Origin of the sequence: Secundilactobacillus odoratitofui DSM 19909 = JCM 15043, from assembly GCF_001434895.1 — a bacterium.
Taxonomy (GTDB): domain Bacteria; phylum Bacillota; class Bacilli; order Lactobacillales; family Lactobacillaceae; genus Secundilactobacillus; species Secundilactobacillus odoratitofui.
The window spans coordinates 510,661-526,346 of record NZ_AZEE01000027.1; the positions used below are offsets into that span (position 1 = coordinate 510,661).

Below are 15,686 nucleotides of genomic sequence, written 5' to 3' on the forward strand. Positions count from 1 at the left end.
CAGTCTCTAAACGCTTGTTTTTGCACCTTACTTGACCACACTCTGCCCCGTTGGTACTAAATAAATGCCGAATGAGCCGTAGCCGCTGACCCACTTCTTGTAATCTGATGCGTAGCCATGCGGGGTCGCGTAAATACCGATTTGATAGCCCTTATACTTTGCCCGCTTGGCCGCGGTATATCCCTGCTTTTCCAACGCTGACGTAATCAACGTCGTGTAGTTGGTTTTACTGGTCGTATTGACCCAATTATATGGTGAGAATATCCCAATTGCTTTCGTGTTTTTATCCGTTTTAGAATAACCATTTGCTTTATTGATGCCAGCATTTAAGTCCGTTCGTGCATCCGCCGAATAAGCCGTATTTAAAATCGTGCCTGGAAACAATGCCAAAATATCGGCTTGCAACGTCTGTGCTTCACGAGCCGACTTGATACTAGCCAGATTAGCCCCGTAAGATTTGACATCTTCGCTATTGGCATAGGCATCCTTGGGGTTGTTGCCCTTCTTTAGATAACCACGAGCAACCAGCCCAGCAATTGAATTCGAATTATTCTTCACCAAATAGTAGATGCCAGTCTTCTTACCAAACTGAATCTTCACACTTTCCGACAAATACCACGTTGTACGCGGATAATTCTTTAAGTTGTGAAGCTTTTTGGTATGCTTCAAGTTCCACATATACGCAGACTTAGTTGTATCTTTAAGATGATAAGCTAGATCGCTATATTGCTTGGTTTTGACCCACTTGTACCCCGTTGCTGCATGACCCGTCATCGGAGCTGTCGTCACTCCGATACCCCCGACTAACATGCCAATTAATAATCCCATTGTTTGCTTCTTCATATGACTCTCCCCCATCGTCCGTTAATGGTGTTGCCTTTAATGTAGCAGAGCGAACTAATTGTGGCAAGTTTTGGACACAATGTCTCACAATAAGTAACTAAAAACAAGATTATCAGCCTATCATAAAAACAGCGCCGTGAATTCCACCGAAATTCACGACGCTGTTTTACGTACACCTATGTTTCAAAGTGCCTTATTCACTATTTCATTACACACGTTGCTTCTCAGCAATTTTGGCAAAGGCTTGCGCGAAATCAGCTTCGAGGTCTTCAACATCTTCTACCCCAACTGAAAGCCGTAGTAAGCCATCTGAGATGCCACGAGCATGGCGTTCATCAGCTGAAAGTTCAGCGTGTGACATCTTTGGTGGGTAAGAGAGAATCGTTTCCACTGCGCCAAGTGATACAGAGAAGACTGGAATCTTGAGTTCCTTCACTAGCTTACGGACGTTGTCTTCTGAGCCGATATCAAAGGATAGCACTGCACCACCAGAAATTGCCTGGTCGAATTGTACGTCATGACCCTTAAAGTCAGTTAGACCAGGATAGTTAACTCGTTGCACGATTGGTTGTTCTTGCAACCACTTCGAAATCGCTAAAGCGTTTGCCGCTTCCGCCTTCATCCGGATACCTAACGTCTTGATACCACGGAGCAGTAGCCAGCAGTCGCTCACACCCAGCGTCGCGCCCATGGCGTTTTGAATGAAGTAAACCGCATCACCAAGTTCTTTGGTCTTAGTGACAATCAAGCCGGCCAAAATATCAGAGTGCCCCGCTAAAAACTTAGTCCCTGAGTGCAACACCAAATCGACGCCTAAATCCAACGGTTTCTGGAAGATTGGTGTCATGAAGGTATTGTCAGCAAATACCAAAGCATCGTGTTCATGAGCAATTTTAACGACTTTCTTGATATCCGTTACTTTCAAGGTTGGGTTAGCTGGCGTTTCGACGTAAACGACCTTGGTGTTGGGCTTGAAGGCCGCCTTCAGCGCCGCTTCATCGTCAAGGTCAACAAAAGAATACTCGATACCGTAGTTCGGTAATAATTCCGTCACGAGTCGGAAGGTGCCACCGTAGACGTCATTGGTCACGATAACGTGATCGCCTTGATGAAGCGTTAAAAAGGCGGTTGAAATAGCGGCCATGCCAGTCGCAAAGGCGAAGCCACGGGTCCCATGCTCCAGCTCGGCAATGCTTTCTTCTAGAACGTCCCGAGTAGGATTGCCACTTCGCGTATAGTCGTATTTGCCAAAGTGATCTAAGTCCGGTTGTGCGAACGTTGATGAAAGTTGGATTGGTGGGTTAAGTGCCCCCGTTGCTGGATCTGGTCTAGTGGTCGTTTTAATTACTTTTGTATCATCTGAATAATCTGAAATACTCATGTTACTATCCCCCTACTTTACGGTTTGTGTATTCGCTGCAATGTTAATTGCCTGCGTTAAATCATCTATTAAATCGTCACTATTTTCAAGGCCTACTGATAGTCTTAGCAAATTTGGCGTAATATGCTTAGCCTGTCGTTGTGCTTCAGACAGGTCCGCGTGGGTTTGAACAGCCGGCACAGTAATCAAACTCTCTACACCACCCAAACTTTCGGCAAATGAAATGACCTTGAGGTGCTGCAAAATACTATCGACCCACTGTTCATCATGGACGTAAAAACTAATCATACCACCGTGACCCGGATAAAGGATCTGATCCACGGCATCGTTTTGTTGAAGTGCGGCAACGATGGCTTGGGCGTTTTTTTCATGCTGTGCAAGGCGCAACGGTAAAGTCTTCAAACTTCTAAGTAGTAACCAACAATCAAACGGATCAAGCGTTGCGCCGGTCGTCGTCAGATTTCGTTCCAACCATTTTGCATCTGCCTCATGCTTACAAATGACTGCACCAGCTAGAATATCATTATGCCCACTGAGGTATTTAGTGGCACTGTGAACGACAATATCGGCGCCCTCGTTTAACGGCTGTTGCAATAATGGCGTGTAAAAAGTGTTATCGGCAATCAATTGTACATGGTGTTCATGGGCAATCGCCGCTGTTTTAGCAATATCGATGATTTTCATCGTGGGATTAGAAGGTGTCTCGATCCAAATTGCTTTGACAGCATCTCTAGCGGTTAACGACGTCAATTTTTTCTCATCTTGACCATCCCACAAATGGAATTTTAGGCCATAGTTGTCAGTTAACAAATCAAAGAACCGAAATGAGCCACCATAAAGATCGTCCGAAACGATAATCTCATCGCCGGTTTTAAACTGTGAAAAAACCAATTGAATCGCTGCCATCCCTGAGCTTAGTGCAAAAGCTGAAACGCCATCTTCAAGCGTCGCAAGCGTTTTTTGTAACACATCACGGGTGGGGTTGGTTTCGCGAGAATAATCGTACCCGGTTGACTGACCCAACCCGGCGTGACGATACGCAGTCGAGAAGTATAGCGGTGTTGAGACCGCCCCGGTTTTCGCATCATCTGTGCGATTACCTGCTTGCGCCAAAATTGTTTCGATATGTGCTTGATGTTCTGTCATGATAGTCCCTCCAAAAGTCTGGCTGTTTGTATGGATAACTCAGCAGCAAATAAAAAAGCCTCCGCCCCAAAGTTACTCGGGACGAAGGATTCGCGTTACCACCTGAAATTTACCTGAACTTCACAATTCAAGTCTTGATAAGTACGACAGTTAACCTGTTATACTCCGCAAGATATCGATTGCTAACGGACTGGGTAGCATGGGTCGTGGTTGACCTACCCCCAGTCAGGCTCAGAGATCATCTTCAGTTAATTATCCTGGCTGCATCGCATCAACCGCAGCTCTCTTCACAGGACGTGATAACTTACTCTTCTCTTCGTTGCTTAATTATTAGATTAAATCTCATTGTACTCTCATATTAATTGGTGTCAAGTTCATTTCAGTTTCAATTAGTTTTAGGTGTCGAACTTTCGACCACAAAAAAGCCCCTAGCACAAAGGCTAGGGGCTTAATACAGCCACTTAACAAAGTTAAATGGGTTCTCAGAAATCCACATTTCCTTTGAACCAAGGCAGCCACATATCCGGTGGTAAAACATTGCCTGCTGTGCAAAAAAATCACCAAGTTGCTTGCGCAAACTGCTATTGCTAACAGCGTGATATTCTCGACTCATCGCATACCAAGTATCATAACACGTTTAGCGACTCTTGTGAAGTTACTTATCATTCACGTCTGAATCATCTGGTGCAGTCTCTTCATCTGCTTGTTTCTCTTGATTCGTCTTGATTTGTTCAAGCTGTGTATCAAGCCAAGTCGCAATTGCGCTCGCCATATCAGCTTGATGACTGACAAAATCGTCAGCAGAAGCCACTTTATCAATTCGCAATGATGATGCATTGACGTCTGGTGATTCAACGATACTATAAACACTAACTGGCAAGGTCTCGTCATCTGCCAGCATCTTCTTCATCGCATTGACGTAACGAAGTGGTAGGTTAACCACGCTAGTTTCAAGACGAACCTGGATGTCAGCATCCGTTAATGACAACGTTGCTTGTGCTAACTGATCAGATTGCACGGCAGTACTAATCATATCAACCAACGGTGCCAAAGCTTTCTTGGCGCCATTTTGATTTAAATCCGCTAAACTACCGCCAAAGTTCTCGGTTTCGAATTCTTCAGCATCAACCTTTTCGATAAAATCCTTTACTAAACTTTCCATAGTTAACCTCGATTACTTCGTTTGATTGGCCTTTTGTTGATTTAATTTTTGATATAACTTCTCATCTCGTCTACGATCTAACCACTTCCGATAGCGAAGCGCTAGAACTAGCCAGTACCCGTTAAAGACGATGACGAGTAAATTGGCTAAACTCATAACCGCCTTAACGCCCATATCCGCGTGACTTGCCGTCAGTACCGTCACCATCCCGGCAAACATCCCAAACGAATATATGACGATGACGATGGCTAGTACATAATAACCAGCATTCTTACCAAGTGCACCAATAATCATCGGTACAGCGTAAAGAATCAGTGAGATGAGAATTGACTTCATCACATCACCAGTTTGGACATTTTGCCCCAAGGCAATGAATTTCGAGGACATCAGCAAATTAATGACTGAAAACAGCACCCACGAAACAATGCCAAACGTGATTAGTTTTTGTTTTAACATAAAATACTCCTTAATCGTTGTCAATACTAGAATTGTAGCATAGTTCACGACACAAAAAAATAGTCCCGTCTTCGACAAATTATCGATGACGAGACTAAGTTGTTATGAGTCATTCATTTCGATTAAGCTAAAAGATCAACCAATTCGTCCTTTGAAATACCCATGAAATACTGACCGATTTCAACGTCGTTCAATGCTTCTTCGATATGGTCACGATCGTAACGAATTCCGGTTAACTTATCCGCCAATTCGCTCGCATCCTTAGGACCAAAGAAATCACCAAAGAATTTGATTTGGGCAACTTTACCTTGATCGACCAAGATTCGGGCATCAATGGTCCCTGAAGTAAAGTGTTGACGCTTCTTCACCGTAAATTCTGGTGAAGTCCCGTAAACCCAATCCCAGTTGTTGTAGTATTCTTCGTAAATTTTATCGATTTCAACCTGTTCTTCAGGTGTCACAACGTATTCTTTATCTTTGATTTCATCCAAACTATCAACGTGGAAGAGTTCCTTGAGTAAAATATCACGGAATTCTGGCACAGTGATGTTTTGGTATTCAGGTGCTAAGTATGGTTTCAGGTTAGCAACCCGTGAACGAACTGACTTGATACCCTTTGAAGCAATCTTATCTTCTGGGACATTAAGCGCGTTCGCAATCACGTCTTGGTCGACGTCAAGCATCAGCGTACCGTGAGAGAACGTCTTGCCGTTCTTGGTGTACATTGCGTTGCCAGAGAACTTCTTGCCGTCCACTAAAATATCGTTACGACCTGAAACTTCAACGGATTTGGCACCCATATCGTGTAAGGCATCCACGATTGGTTGTACAAATGACTTAAAGTCACCAAACTGTTCTGAATCACTATCTAACACGAAGCTAAAGCATAAATTACCGAGGTCTTGGTAAACTGCCCCACCACCAGAAAGACGACGGGTAACAGTGATGCCATTTTCCTCCACGTACTTTTGGTTGATCTCTTCCAAGGTATTCTGGTTGCGACCAACAATGATGCAAGGTTTTTCATAATAGAATAATAGCAGTGGTTCACCAAAATCCTTGTTATTCATCAAATATTGTTCAGTAGCCAAATTACGACCGATATCATGGGCCGTCATTGAAACGTAGCGCATAGCCAAACTTCCCTTCCAATAAAATAACCAATCTTGTAACCAGTTTTCATTCTACCATAAATCATGTAATCGGTTACAGTTCATGGCTTAAAAACTGACATCAGCCGTAGTGCCAGTGGTGGTGATAAGTTGTTGTTGGCGCTTTAGCGTCTACAACAACTGGACGGTTTTGAGACTTGACCTTTAGGCTCAAAACCGAGGCGGAAGACACATGAGTGGCTGAAGCTGGTCCCACTTCTACTGATCACCAAAACCACCAGTGGCCGAAGGCGGCATCACACATGCTGATTAAGAAAATTATCCAAGCAGTTGAACAAACTGATCAATGCTGATACCAGCAAAGTAATCCGTAATATCAACGTCTGCCAATGCTTCACGTAACGAAGGCTGATCATAGCGGACACCCTCAAGCTGAGTGGCTAAGTCTCGAGCGTCCTTTTCGCCGAAGAAGTCACCGAAGAACGTCACTTGCTTAATTTTACCTTTTTCGACTAACACTCGAGCATCAATCGTCCCTGAAGCAAAATGTTCTCGCTTCTTAACCGTAAATTCAGGAGATGAGCCATAGACCCAATCCCAGTTATTGTAGTAATCATCATATAACTTTTGAATGGCTTGCTTATCATCAGCCGTTAATTGATAGGCTTTGTCAGCAACGGCTGCCAAATCGTCAACACCGTAGACCTTACGCAAGATCGTATCACGAAATTCGGCGATAGTAAGATTCTGATACTCCGGCTTCAAAAACGGCTTAAGATTAGTCACGCGCGAACGTACAGACTTAATGCCCTTTGAAGCCATTTTATCCTTTGGCACGTTTAACGCATGGGCAATCACACTCTGATCAACATCGTACATCAGCGTCCCGTGTGAAAACATTTTACCGTCCTTCACGTACATCGCGTTACCAGAAAACTTCTTACCATTTACCAAAATATCATTTCGACCGGATACCTCGATATCAGTTGCGCCCATTTCTTTCAAAGCGTCCACAATCGGTTTCGTAAAGGCCTTAAAATCGCCAAATCGTTCATCATCACGATCAACTACGAAACTAAATGAAACGTTGCCAAGGTCGTCGTACACCGCCCCACCGCCAGAAAGGCGTCGCGTCACTTGAATATTGTGTTCGGCCACATAATCTTGATTGATTTCTTCTAGCGTATTTTGGTTCCGACCAACAATGATGCAAGGTTTTTGATAGTAAAATAACAAAATCGGTTCATCGAAATCCTTATTATTCATCAGGTATTGTTCTGTGGCCAAGTTATAGCCAATATCTTCTGATGCCATATTGTAATAGTACATAAGCGTGCCACCCTTTTAAGTAATTACTTAAAGTTTACCGCTTTTTCGACAAAATGAAACCGCTACAATTCACAAGCTGTGATTGTAGCGGTCTCTTAATAGTGGCCGTGGTCACTATTCCAATTTACAGCTTCATTATGAAGACTTTTCTGAAAAATGGCAACGATCCTGCCTCATTTTTCCGATTAAAATCTCCAAATTATGGTAAAATGAGAAGTGAAGTACAAGTGGTTCTCTAATGTTGGGCAAAACCATGGCGTGCTTACAGAAAAAGCTTCATATTTGAATCTATTATTTTGTGAGGGAGTGGCGTATATGGACCAACAATATCAAAACATCTTAGCACCAGTTGATGGCTCAAAAGCAACTGATCCGGTGTTAGATAAAGCAATTGAAGTCGCTAAGTTAAACGATACTCATTTAGATATCTTGAACGTTTTGGAAGTCAACCAATTTAGTGATACTTATGGTGGTGCCGTTAGTGGCGACGTTATCTATAAGTTATCAGAAGACGTTCAAAACCGATTGACGGAATTAAAGCAAAAGGCGCTTGATGCCGGTGTGTCATCCGTTGACATCCACGTGCGTTTTGGTAACCCCAAGCCCGTTATCGCCCGCGAATTCCCAGCTGACCACGATACCCAACTGATCGTGATTGGTTCAACTGGCCTTACCGCTGTTGAACGGTTAATGATTGGTTCCGTTACCAACTATGTCAGCCGTTCTGCAATTTGCGACGTTCTGATCGTTAAGCCAGCCGAATTGGCCAAGTTAGATAAGTAACGGCGGATCTTACCCCCGTTAACTTCTAAAAATCGTCCCAAGACTTTAAGCATTTAGAAGTCTTGGGACGATTATTTTATCTGTTCATCACCCGACAATTCTTTCAAGAGGAGGTCTCATCATGTCTGATAGCTGGCAATTTACCGCTACTCTCCCTGAATATTTTGAAGCAAAGCCACTCCGGCAATTTTTAATTCAAGATTGGCTGTTGCCTAAACACCTCGTTTTCAGTCTGAAACGCGGTCAACGGATACTGGTTAATCAGCGTTACCTCCCCGTTAATTTTAGCGTTAGTGCGGGTGACAACATTCAGCTTACTTTTTTGCCTGATGACTTTGACCGTCCATACGCACTGGTTGATCCAGATAGTGCGGCGACCGTTAGCGTACTCTATGAATCGCAAAGTTTGCTGGTGGTGAATAAAACCCAAGGTAGCAAGACCCACCCGAATCAACCGGGGGAACTTGGTACCACGCTCAATCACGTCGCGGCTTATTTAGCCCCCAAACACCAGCAACCTTACGTAATCAATCGACTTGATCAAGAAACCAGTGGCGCCTTGTTAATTGCTAAAAATCCCGCTGTGGTTCCAGTTTTGGTACGCCTCGTGAAAGAAAAATTAATCCAGCGAACCTACCTGACCTGGGTGCACGGTCAATTTCGCAGTAAGCATGGCACCATCGCCCTGCCAATCGGACGTGATATGACCGACCAACGCAAACGGGCATTAGATGGCGACCACGCCCAAATGGCCATTACTCACTACCGGGTCATTAAACAACGATCTGATGCAACCCTCGTTGCAATTCAACTGCAAACCGGTCGCACTCACCAAATTCGGGTACACCTAGCCGGACTCGGTCATCCGATCGTGGGCGATCCGCTGTACGCACATGATGTAAGGCAACAGCGATTGCTTCTTCACAGCTGGCAACTGCGCCTCCCACTGCCGTTCTCATTTGACCAAGTGACGATTACGGCGGATATTCCGAGCACGTTTAAAACATTTGAAAGCACAACTAAACCTTAGTCGTTACCTTCCGGAAGTCATCATTGTTCAAAACAATATCAAAGGGTTACGTTCACCGTGTAAATTTCACGATGTCGTAACCCTTTTTTAAACGCCATTACCGATACGACAATCCCCGTCTGAAACGGTGCCAGAGGTTGCCTTCATCTGCTTGCAAAATCAAGCCCTTATAAATACCACTAATATACCAAACTAATAATAATATCGCGACAATTAATAATCCCAATGAAAAGCCAATTTCAACTGGCGAAGCAACACCGTTGATGATGCGTAGCGGCATGAAGTATGATGAAAAGAATGGTACATATGACAAGATTTTCACCAATAAAGCGTCGGCATTATTTTGAAACGGGAACGTTGCAAAAAAGGCAGCCATACTGAGATAAACTGCTGGATAAGACGCTTTTGAGGCATCCTCAGCTTTAGCAACTAATGCACCGCTGAACGCTGCTAAAATCGTGTAAATGATGACACCCAGGAACAAGAATAACAGGTTGACGCTCACCAAATTACCAATCACCTGATTGACGAGTGAGCCATAATCCCGGAAGAAACTGTCTGCCATGCTCATATGGTGTGCAGCAATTAAGCTCGCCCAACCACCTAACAAATACACGACCAGTTGAGTCGCAATCACCATTAAAACGCCGAGAATTTTACCACAAAAGTATTTGCCGGCCGTGGTGCTTGAGAAAATAATCTCCATGACCTTCGTGCCCTTTTCCGACGCAATTTCCTGTGCAGTGATTGAAGAGTAGGTGGTCAAAATCATGTAAACCATGAAGACGAGAATCCAAAACGACGCTAATTTAGCAATTTTAGCCAGTCCGTCCTTTTTTTGGACCACCTGTTTAAAAATTGGCTGTTGTTGCAATTGACTAAGTTGCCGGTGTGATAGCTTTGCTCGCACGACGTTGGCCTGCGTCTGTAGTTTATTTAAGAAACTGGTTAACCGTGTTTTATCAAAACTCGCCATCGCTTCGGTACCATGGTAGGTTGCCTGATACCGTTGACCTGCCGAAAGCACCAGATAACCCTTAATAGCCTCTTTTTTGAGTGCTTTTTTAGCTGCCGTTTCCGTTTTCACACGTTGGTCGACCTGGTCGTGGCCGACGACCTTAATATAGGCTTGGCGAACCGCTGATTGATTTGATACAACGGCAATCTGGTCACTATCTGCAGCAGAATTAGCAGACACAAAACCCACTCCAAATGAAACTGCCAGCATGATAAACGGTGACAAAACAAGAATCACAAAACTCCATGACTTCACTTGGCGAAGATAGGTACTTAACGTCACGACCCATAGCTTTTTCATTGATCATTCCCCGCTTTCATTCTGAAAATTTCGTCCAGAGTTGGCGGCTGTTGACTGAATTCCTCAATGTACTCGCCATGTGAAAGTCGTTGGAAAATTTCCCGTCCCGCCGTTGGATCATCAACTCGAAGCAAGTAGCGTTGATTAGACAGCGATGTCACTTTGATGACGTGGGGTAGTTGCTGCAACTCAACAGCTGACCAAGGTGTTGTGACAAAAATCTCACTTTTGCCAAACTGGTCTCGAATCGCTCGAATTTCGCCGTGTAACACCATATCACCCTTGCGTAGCATCACCAGTTGATCACATAATGCTTCCACGTTACCCATATCGTGGCTCGAAAAAATAATCGCAGCGCCCTCCCGTTTAGCGTTCGAAATTGCCTGTTCCAGTAAATCCACGTTCACTGGGTCCAGACCGCTAAACGGTTCATCTAAAATGATCAGCGAAGGATGATGAATCAGTGTGCAGATTAGCTGAACCTTTTGCTGATTACCTTTAGACAGTGATTTGATTTTGTCGTTTTTTTTGCCTTTCACTTCAAAACGTGCCATCCAATCATCAATCTCTGAGCGAATTTTCCGTGCCGATTGCCCCTTCAACTGTGCTAAGTAGAGAATTTGTTGTTCAATTGTCATTTTCGGCATGAGGCTGCGTTCTTCCGGCAGATAACCAATTTGGTTAAAGACCGCTTCCGTAATCGGTTGTCCATCCCAATTGATCGTCCCATCATAGTGAATAAAACTTAAAATGCTATGAAATGTGGTTGATTTACCAGCGCCATTTTGACCGATCAACCCCATAATTTCACCTTTTTCAACGTTGAAATTAACATCGTTGAGTGCCTGTAATTCACCAAAGTGCTTTGATAAGTGTTCGATTGCTAGCATGATGTCCCCCCCTATACGAATCTCGTTGGTTTCATCATACCAAATGTTGGTAATCAGGGCGATGGTTATTGGGGAGAATTGGGATTGTGCAGGGATGGACGAAATTTTTTTGGGGGTAAGACGCGACTGTTACGAATTTAAATTTTGGATTTAAATCGTTTTTTTCATTACATTACATAGCTGAAACGCGCAAAATAAAACTGAGACCTATGTATAAGGCCCTCTCGTCATAAATCCAAGTTCGGGATTTATGATGAGAGGACTTTTTTCTTTTACGTAGCCGAAACGCGCGGAACAAAACTGAGACCTATGTGTAAAGCCCTCCTGTCAAAAATCCAGGTTCGGGATTTTTAACAGGAGGGCCTTACACGCCGGTCTCAAAACGTTTCGTTCCGCACTCTTTTATTTTGCACTCTGCAACTGATTCTCCACGTACTCCCGGTATAGTGGATGGGTAGCTACCAACTCTTGGTGCGTGCCATGGCCGCTTACCTTACCGTGTTCAATGAAGTAAATCTGGTTGGCGTCCACGATGGTGCTTAAGCGGTGGGCGATTACTAGCGTTGTTCGATTATGCATGAGTTTTTCCAGTGCCTTTTGGACCATCATTTCCGATTCCGAGTCCAAGCTGGCCGTGGCCTCATCCAGCATCAAAATTTTCGGATCACGTAGGAAAGCTCGCGCAATCGCAATTCGCTGTCGTTGGCCACCCGATAATTTGACCCCACGTTCACCGACTTGGGTATCGAGGCCCTTCGGCATTTCCGCCACAAAATCCTTTGCGTACGCCATTTCAAGCACGTGCCATAATTGGTCATCTGTGTACTCATCTTTGAGGCCATAGGTTAAATTAAACCGAATCGACCCTGCCATAATGGTTGCATCCTGGCTCACCAATCCAATCTGTTGTCGCCACTGACCTAAATTAACGTCACTGATAACCTGATTACCAATCTTGACCTCTCCATTCGTCGGATCGTAAAACCTTTCCAGTAACTTGAAGATGGTTGATTTACCACCACCGGAAGGCCCCGCAAAGGCCACCACACTGTTAGGGGTTGCCGTAAACGAAACATTCTGTAAAATTGGATCACTGTCTGAGTAGGCAAAATCAACGTGATTCATCGTCAGCGTCTTGCCCGTTGCATCGACCGCTTCACCAGCAAGTTGATCCTCTTCAGGCGCCTGTAACAACTCTTGAATGCGGGCCGTTGAACCGCTGGCCTTAGCCATGTCAGAGAAGAATCGACCCAATGTTGAAAATGGCCCAATCAACTGAACAAGGTACATTAAAAATGAAATCAACGTGCCAAAAGTCATCGAACCGGCAGCAACCCGGCTGGCCCCATAAATCAGCATACCAATTACAAGCGCCATCATAACCATCTGCATGATTGGTGATGCGATTGAATCGTAAATTGCTTCCTTAAGACCAATTCGATAAAGCTTGTTAATCTTGCCATGACCCGTTTCACGTTCAACGGCTTCAGCAGTGGAAGACTTTACGAGTTGAATGTCTCCCAGCATTTCACTAGCTTCCGCGTTAAAATCGGCTAGCGCATCTTGACGAGCATGCGCAATTTTACGTGACTGTGTTGCTACTGGCATGATGACAACCACCACTAACGGTACCGCCACGAACATGATAATCGTCATTTTCCAGTCCATAAACAGCATCAAAATCAGCGCGCCAACTAACTGCAATATCGAAGTGACCAAGTTAGGCACCGAGTTGGCCAATAGATCTTTTACTTGTGACGTATCGTTTACTAACCGTGACGCCACCTCACCAGATCTCGTCTCAGTAAAGTAACCGACTGGTAAAACCAGTACTTTGTCCCAAAGGAATCGACGTAGTTTGTTCACAACGTCTTCGCCGAAGAACCCTAAAACACTGCCTGATACGGCGCTAACCAACGCACTTAAAATAAAAGCGGCAATCAGCGCAATAATGAGACCGCTGTTCATCGCGTGACCAAGCTGATTCACCAAATTTTTGGCAAATTGCGGCACGATCAGTTGTCCCACGGTTGCAATCAGGCCTAATAATAAGCCCAGACCTAACTGCCAAAAGTGTGGTTTAATCTGAATCACCAACTTCGTAAACTGCTTAAAGTTGAATTTGGTTGGCGCTTGTTTGGCCACTTGGGCTCGTCCCTGCATCTCTCTCATCTATTCATGCCTCAATTCCATTAGTCTCGGTTATTTGGTCGGCCACCGAAAAAGCCAAAGTTACGAAAATCGCGTCCAAAATCATGATGGTGCTTAAAATAGTGTCGCATCCGCTCCTCATCTGGCCAGTTAGGCATCTTTTCATCTAAATCACCAAGCAGTTTCCGTAAAATACCAGCAAGCTGTTGCTGCTCTTCAGTTGATAATGATGAAAATAAATCTTCGGAAAGTTCATTTTTAAAGTCATGGGCCGTATTAATAAAGTTTCGGCCCTTATCAGATAGTGAAATCAACATGACGCGCTTGTCCTCAGTCGATGCCACTCGCTCAATTAAACCGGCTTCTTCGAGCTTATTGACCAGCACGCTAACAGAACTTGGCCGAATATCCAGCGCTTCCACAATATCTGAATTCGTCAATTGGTCGTGTTTTAACAACAACTGTAAGACACGTAGTTGACCCCGATTAGGCTGATGATGATTATCAAAACGACTGCTTTGCAACACCGCTGACATGAACGTCCGTTGTTGAAATAAGCGTCCAAATAGGTTGATTAAATTTTGTGTATCACTTGTCATATGATTAACCTCTTTTTGATCGATTTTAGTTAGTTTTATTTTTGGATAACTAACTAACAGAAATAGAGTATAGTTATTTAGTTAGTTAAAGTCAACGAAAACTAACTAAATAATTGAGATTAAATTTAAAAACCGTTAAAACACTGATTTAAACAGTCTTTTAACGGTTATCGATAACGATTTATTTGTAAAAATCAATCACTAGTTAAGACTTCAATTCTGGCAAGTGCACGCGCATACTCGTTCAGCAAAGCTGCTTCGGTACCTGCTTGTTGCTCGGCCTCATAAGCCGTTTGCAGTGCCTGCAACATGACTGGCTCTGGCCGTTTAGTTAACCGTCCCACAGCATACGCTGCGGTAGCTCTGATAACCGGTCGAGGATCGTTTTGAATCACGGCCATTAAATCTGGAATCGCACTGGTGTCATTTAAATTGGCCAATGCAATAATGGCGTTACGTTGCAGTGGCTTTTTACCTCGCCACGAACCGGCCATTTCGCCGAAAGTCTCCTTAAACTCACGGTTTGACTGGGTTAACATCGGCACTAATTCCGGTCGAACCCGCTCTGGATCAGGTTCCATTCGTTGATGTAGATGATTATCCACGCCACGGTTAAACGGACAAACCACCTGACAAATATCGCAGCCATAGATGACATTGCGAATCATTGGTCGAAATTCATCCGGCATTTGTCCCTTCGTTTGAGTCTGGTATGACAGGCAGCGTTTGCCGTTAAGCTGACCATTTCCCATCAACGCTTGTGGTGGGCAGGCGTCCACGCAACGAGTGCACTCACCGCACTGACAAGCCATCGGTTCATCTGGTTCGATTGCTAAGTTGGTAATGACCTCCCCAAGATAAACAAATGAGCCAAATTCCGGTGTAATCAATAATCCATTCTTACCAATAAAGCCCACCCCGGCGCGTTGCGCAACAACAACATCCATCAGTTCACCAGTATCCACCATTGGCTTAAACCGGGCTTGAACATCGGCAGGCAATAAGTCACGAATTGCATCGATCAGTGCGTTCAGTTTATCTCTCAAAATAAAGTGATAGTCTTCGCCCCATGATGCGCGTGCAAACTGACCGCGCTTCGAGTCCGTTTTAGCTGGCTTTTCCTGCAATCGAGCCGGATACGCTAAGGCTATCGCAATAATCGACTTCGGTTCATCAAAAATCAGTGATGGATTTAGTCGTTCGTCTAAATTAGGGTGTTCAAACCCAGTTACATGGTCATCTGCCTTCTGCTTTTCAAGGCCCGCACGCATGTACTCAAAATCATCAGCCGTCGTAAACCCAATTTTATCAATTCCCAACTGCTGACTGGCCGTGATAATTTGTTGTTTTAGTGTTGCCGCCTGCACCATGCCGTTCACCCTTTCATTTTTTACTTTGACTTTATTTTAACCGATATGAGGACAGGCTGCTTTAGTGCAATTCCCTAATTAGGTTACATGTTAGAAAAAGTGACCAAAAACTTAAA

Annotated in this window: 15 protein-coding genes; 2 read left to right on the forward strand and 13 right to left on the reverse strand. The window is 44.2% G+C overall.

Features of this window, described 5'->3' with window-relative positions:
* Nucleotides 1-27: 27 nt before the first annotated feature.
* From FD04_RS04650 to FD04_RS04680, 8 genes are all read right to left on the reverse strand, one after another.
* Nucleotides 28-843 (reverse strand): hypothetical protein, encoded by an 816-nt coding sequence (locus FD04_RS04650; RefSeq protein ID WP_054698992.1) that lies wholly within the window; start codon nucleotides 841-843, stop codon nucleotides 28-30.
* A gap of 208 nt (nucleotides 844-1,051) precedes the next feature.
* Nucleotides 1,052-2,224, reverse strand: a complete 1,173-nt coding sequence (locus FD04_RS04655) for an aminotransferase class V-fold PLP-dependent enzyme (protein WP_056947393.1) — start codon at nucleotides 2,222-2,224, stop codon at nucleotides 1,052-1,054.
* Between the two features lie 12 nt (nucleotides 2,225-2,236).
* Entirely contained in the window at nucleotides 2,237-3,370 is a 1,134-nt protein-coding gene (locus FD04_RS04660; protein WP_056947394.1) for an aminotransferase class I/II-fold pyridoxal phosphate-dependent enzyme, read from the reverse strand.
* A 448-nt stretch (nucleotides 3,371-3,818) separates the two neighbouring features.
* Entirely contained in the window at nucleotides 3,819-3,983 is a 165-nt protein-coding gene (locus FD04_RS12780) for a hypothetical protein (protein WP_235805643.1), read from the reverse strand.
* 42 nt (nucleotides 3,984-4,025) lie between these two features.
* Nucleotides 4,026-4,532, reverse strand: a complete 507-nt coding sequence (locus FD04_RS04665) for a hypothetical protein (RefSeq protein ID WP_056947396.1) — start codon at nucleotides 4,530-4,532, stop codon at nucleotides 4,026-4,028.
* 12 nt (nucleotides 4,533-4,544) lie between these two features.
* A complete protein-coding gene (locus FD04_RS04670) occupies nucleotides 4,545-4,988 on the reverse strand; it encodes a hypothetical protein (RefSeq protein ID WP_054698987.1) in 444 nt (147 codons plus the stop codon).
* A 122-nt stretch (nucleotides 4,989-5,110) separates the two neighbouring features.
* Nucleotides 5,111-6,121: a lipoate--protein ligase gene (locus FD04_RS04675; RefSeq protein WP_054698985.1), complete on the reverse strand. Its 1,011-nt coding sequence runs from the start codon at nucleotides 6,119-6,121 to the stop codon at nucleotides 5,111-5,113.
* Nucleotides 6,122-6,418: 297 nt separating this feature from the next.
* Nucleotides 6,419-7,429, reverse strand: a complete 1,011-nt coding sequence (locus tag FD04_RS04680) for a lipoate--protein ligase (RefSeq protein ID WP_054698983.1) — start codon at nucleotides 7,427-7,429, stop codon at nucleotides 6,419-6,421.
* A gap of 315 nt (nucleotides 7,430-7,744) precedes the next feature.
* Here FD04_RS04680 and FD04_RS04685 point away from each other — a divergent pair, with 315 nt between their 5' ends.
* The gene (locus FD04_RS04685) at nucleotides 7,745-8,212 is read left to right on the forward strand and encodes a universal stress protein (RefSeq protein ID WP_054698981.1); all 468 of its coding nucleotides are present in this window, start codon (nucleotides 7,745-7,747) and stop codon (nucleotides 8,210-8,212) included.
* Nucleotides 8,213-8,333: 121 nt separating this feature from the next.
* Nucleotides 8,334-9,242, forward strand: coding sequence for an RluA family pseudouridine synthase (locus FD04_RS04690; protein ID WP_056947398.1), 909 nt, complete (start codon nucleotides 8,334-8,336; stop codon nucleotides 9,240-9,242).
* Between the two features lie 97 nt (nucleotides 9,243-9,339).
* On the opposite strand, the gene FD04_RS04695 is transcribed toward FD04_RS04690, so the two are convergent.
* The 5 genes from FD04_RS04695 to queG all read right to left on the reverse strand — a co-directional run bounded on the left by FD04_RS04695 (nucleotide 9,340) and on the right by queG (nucleotide 15,570).
* Complete coding sequence (locus tag FD04_RS04695; protein ID WP_056947400.1) at nucleotides 9,340-10,560, reverse strand: ABC transporter permease; 1,221 nt, start codon at nucleotides 10,558-10,560, stop codon at nucleotides 9,340-9,342.
* Nucleotides 10,557-11,450, reverse strand: coding sequence for an ABC transporter ATP-binding protein (locus tag FD04_RS04700; protein ID WP_056947402.1), 894 nt, complete (start codon nucleotides 11,448-11,450; stop codon nucleotides 10,557-10,559). Before FD04_RS04700 ends, FD04_RS04695 begins: the two co-directional genes overlap by 4 nt.
* A gap of 402 nt (nucleotides 11,451-11,852) precedes the next feature.
* A complete protein-coding gene (locus tag FD04_RS04705; RefSeq protein WP_235805644.1) occupies nucleotides 11,853-13,622 on the reverse strand; it encodes an ABC transporter ATP-binding protein in 1,770 nt (589 codons plus the stop codon).
* A gap of 20 nt (nucleotides 13,623-13,642) precedes the next feature.
* Entirely contained in the window at nucleotides 13,643-14,200 is a 558-nt protein-coding gene (locus FD04_RS04710; protein WP_054698977.1) for a MarR family winged helix-turn-helix transcriptional regulator, read from the reverse strand.
* Between the two features lie 194 nt (nucleotides 14,201-14,394).
* Nucleotides 14,395-15,570 carry a tRNA epoxyqueuosine(34) reductase QueG gene (gene queG, locus FD04_RS04715; protein WP_054698975.1) on the reverse strand — a complete coding sequence of 392 codons (1,176 nt, stop codon included), beginning with the start codon at nucleotides 15,568-15,570 and terminating at the stop codon, nucleotides 14,395-14,397.
* Between the last annotated feature and the right edge of the window lie 116 nt (nucleotides 15,571-15,686).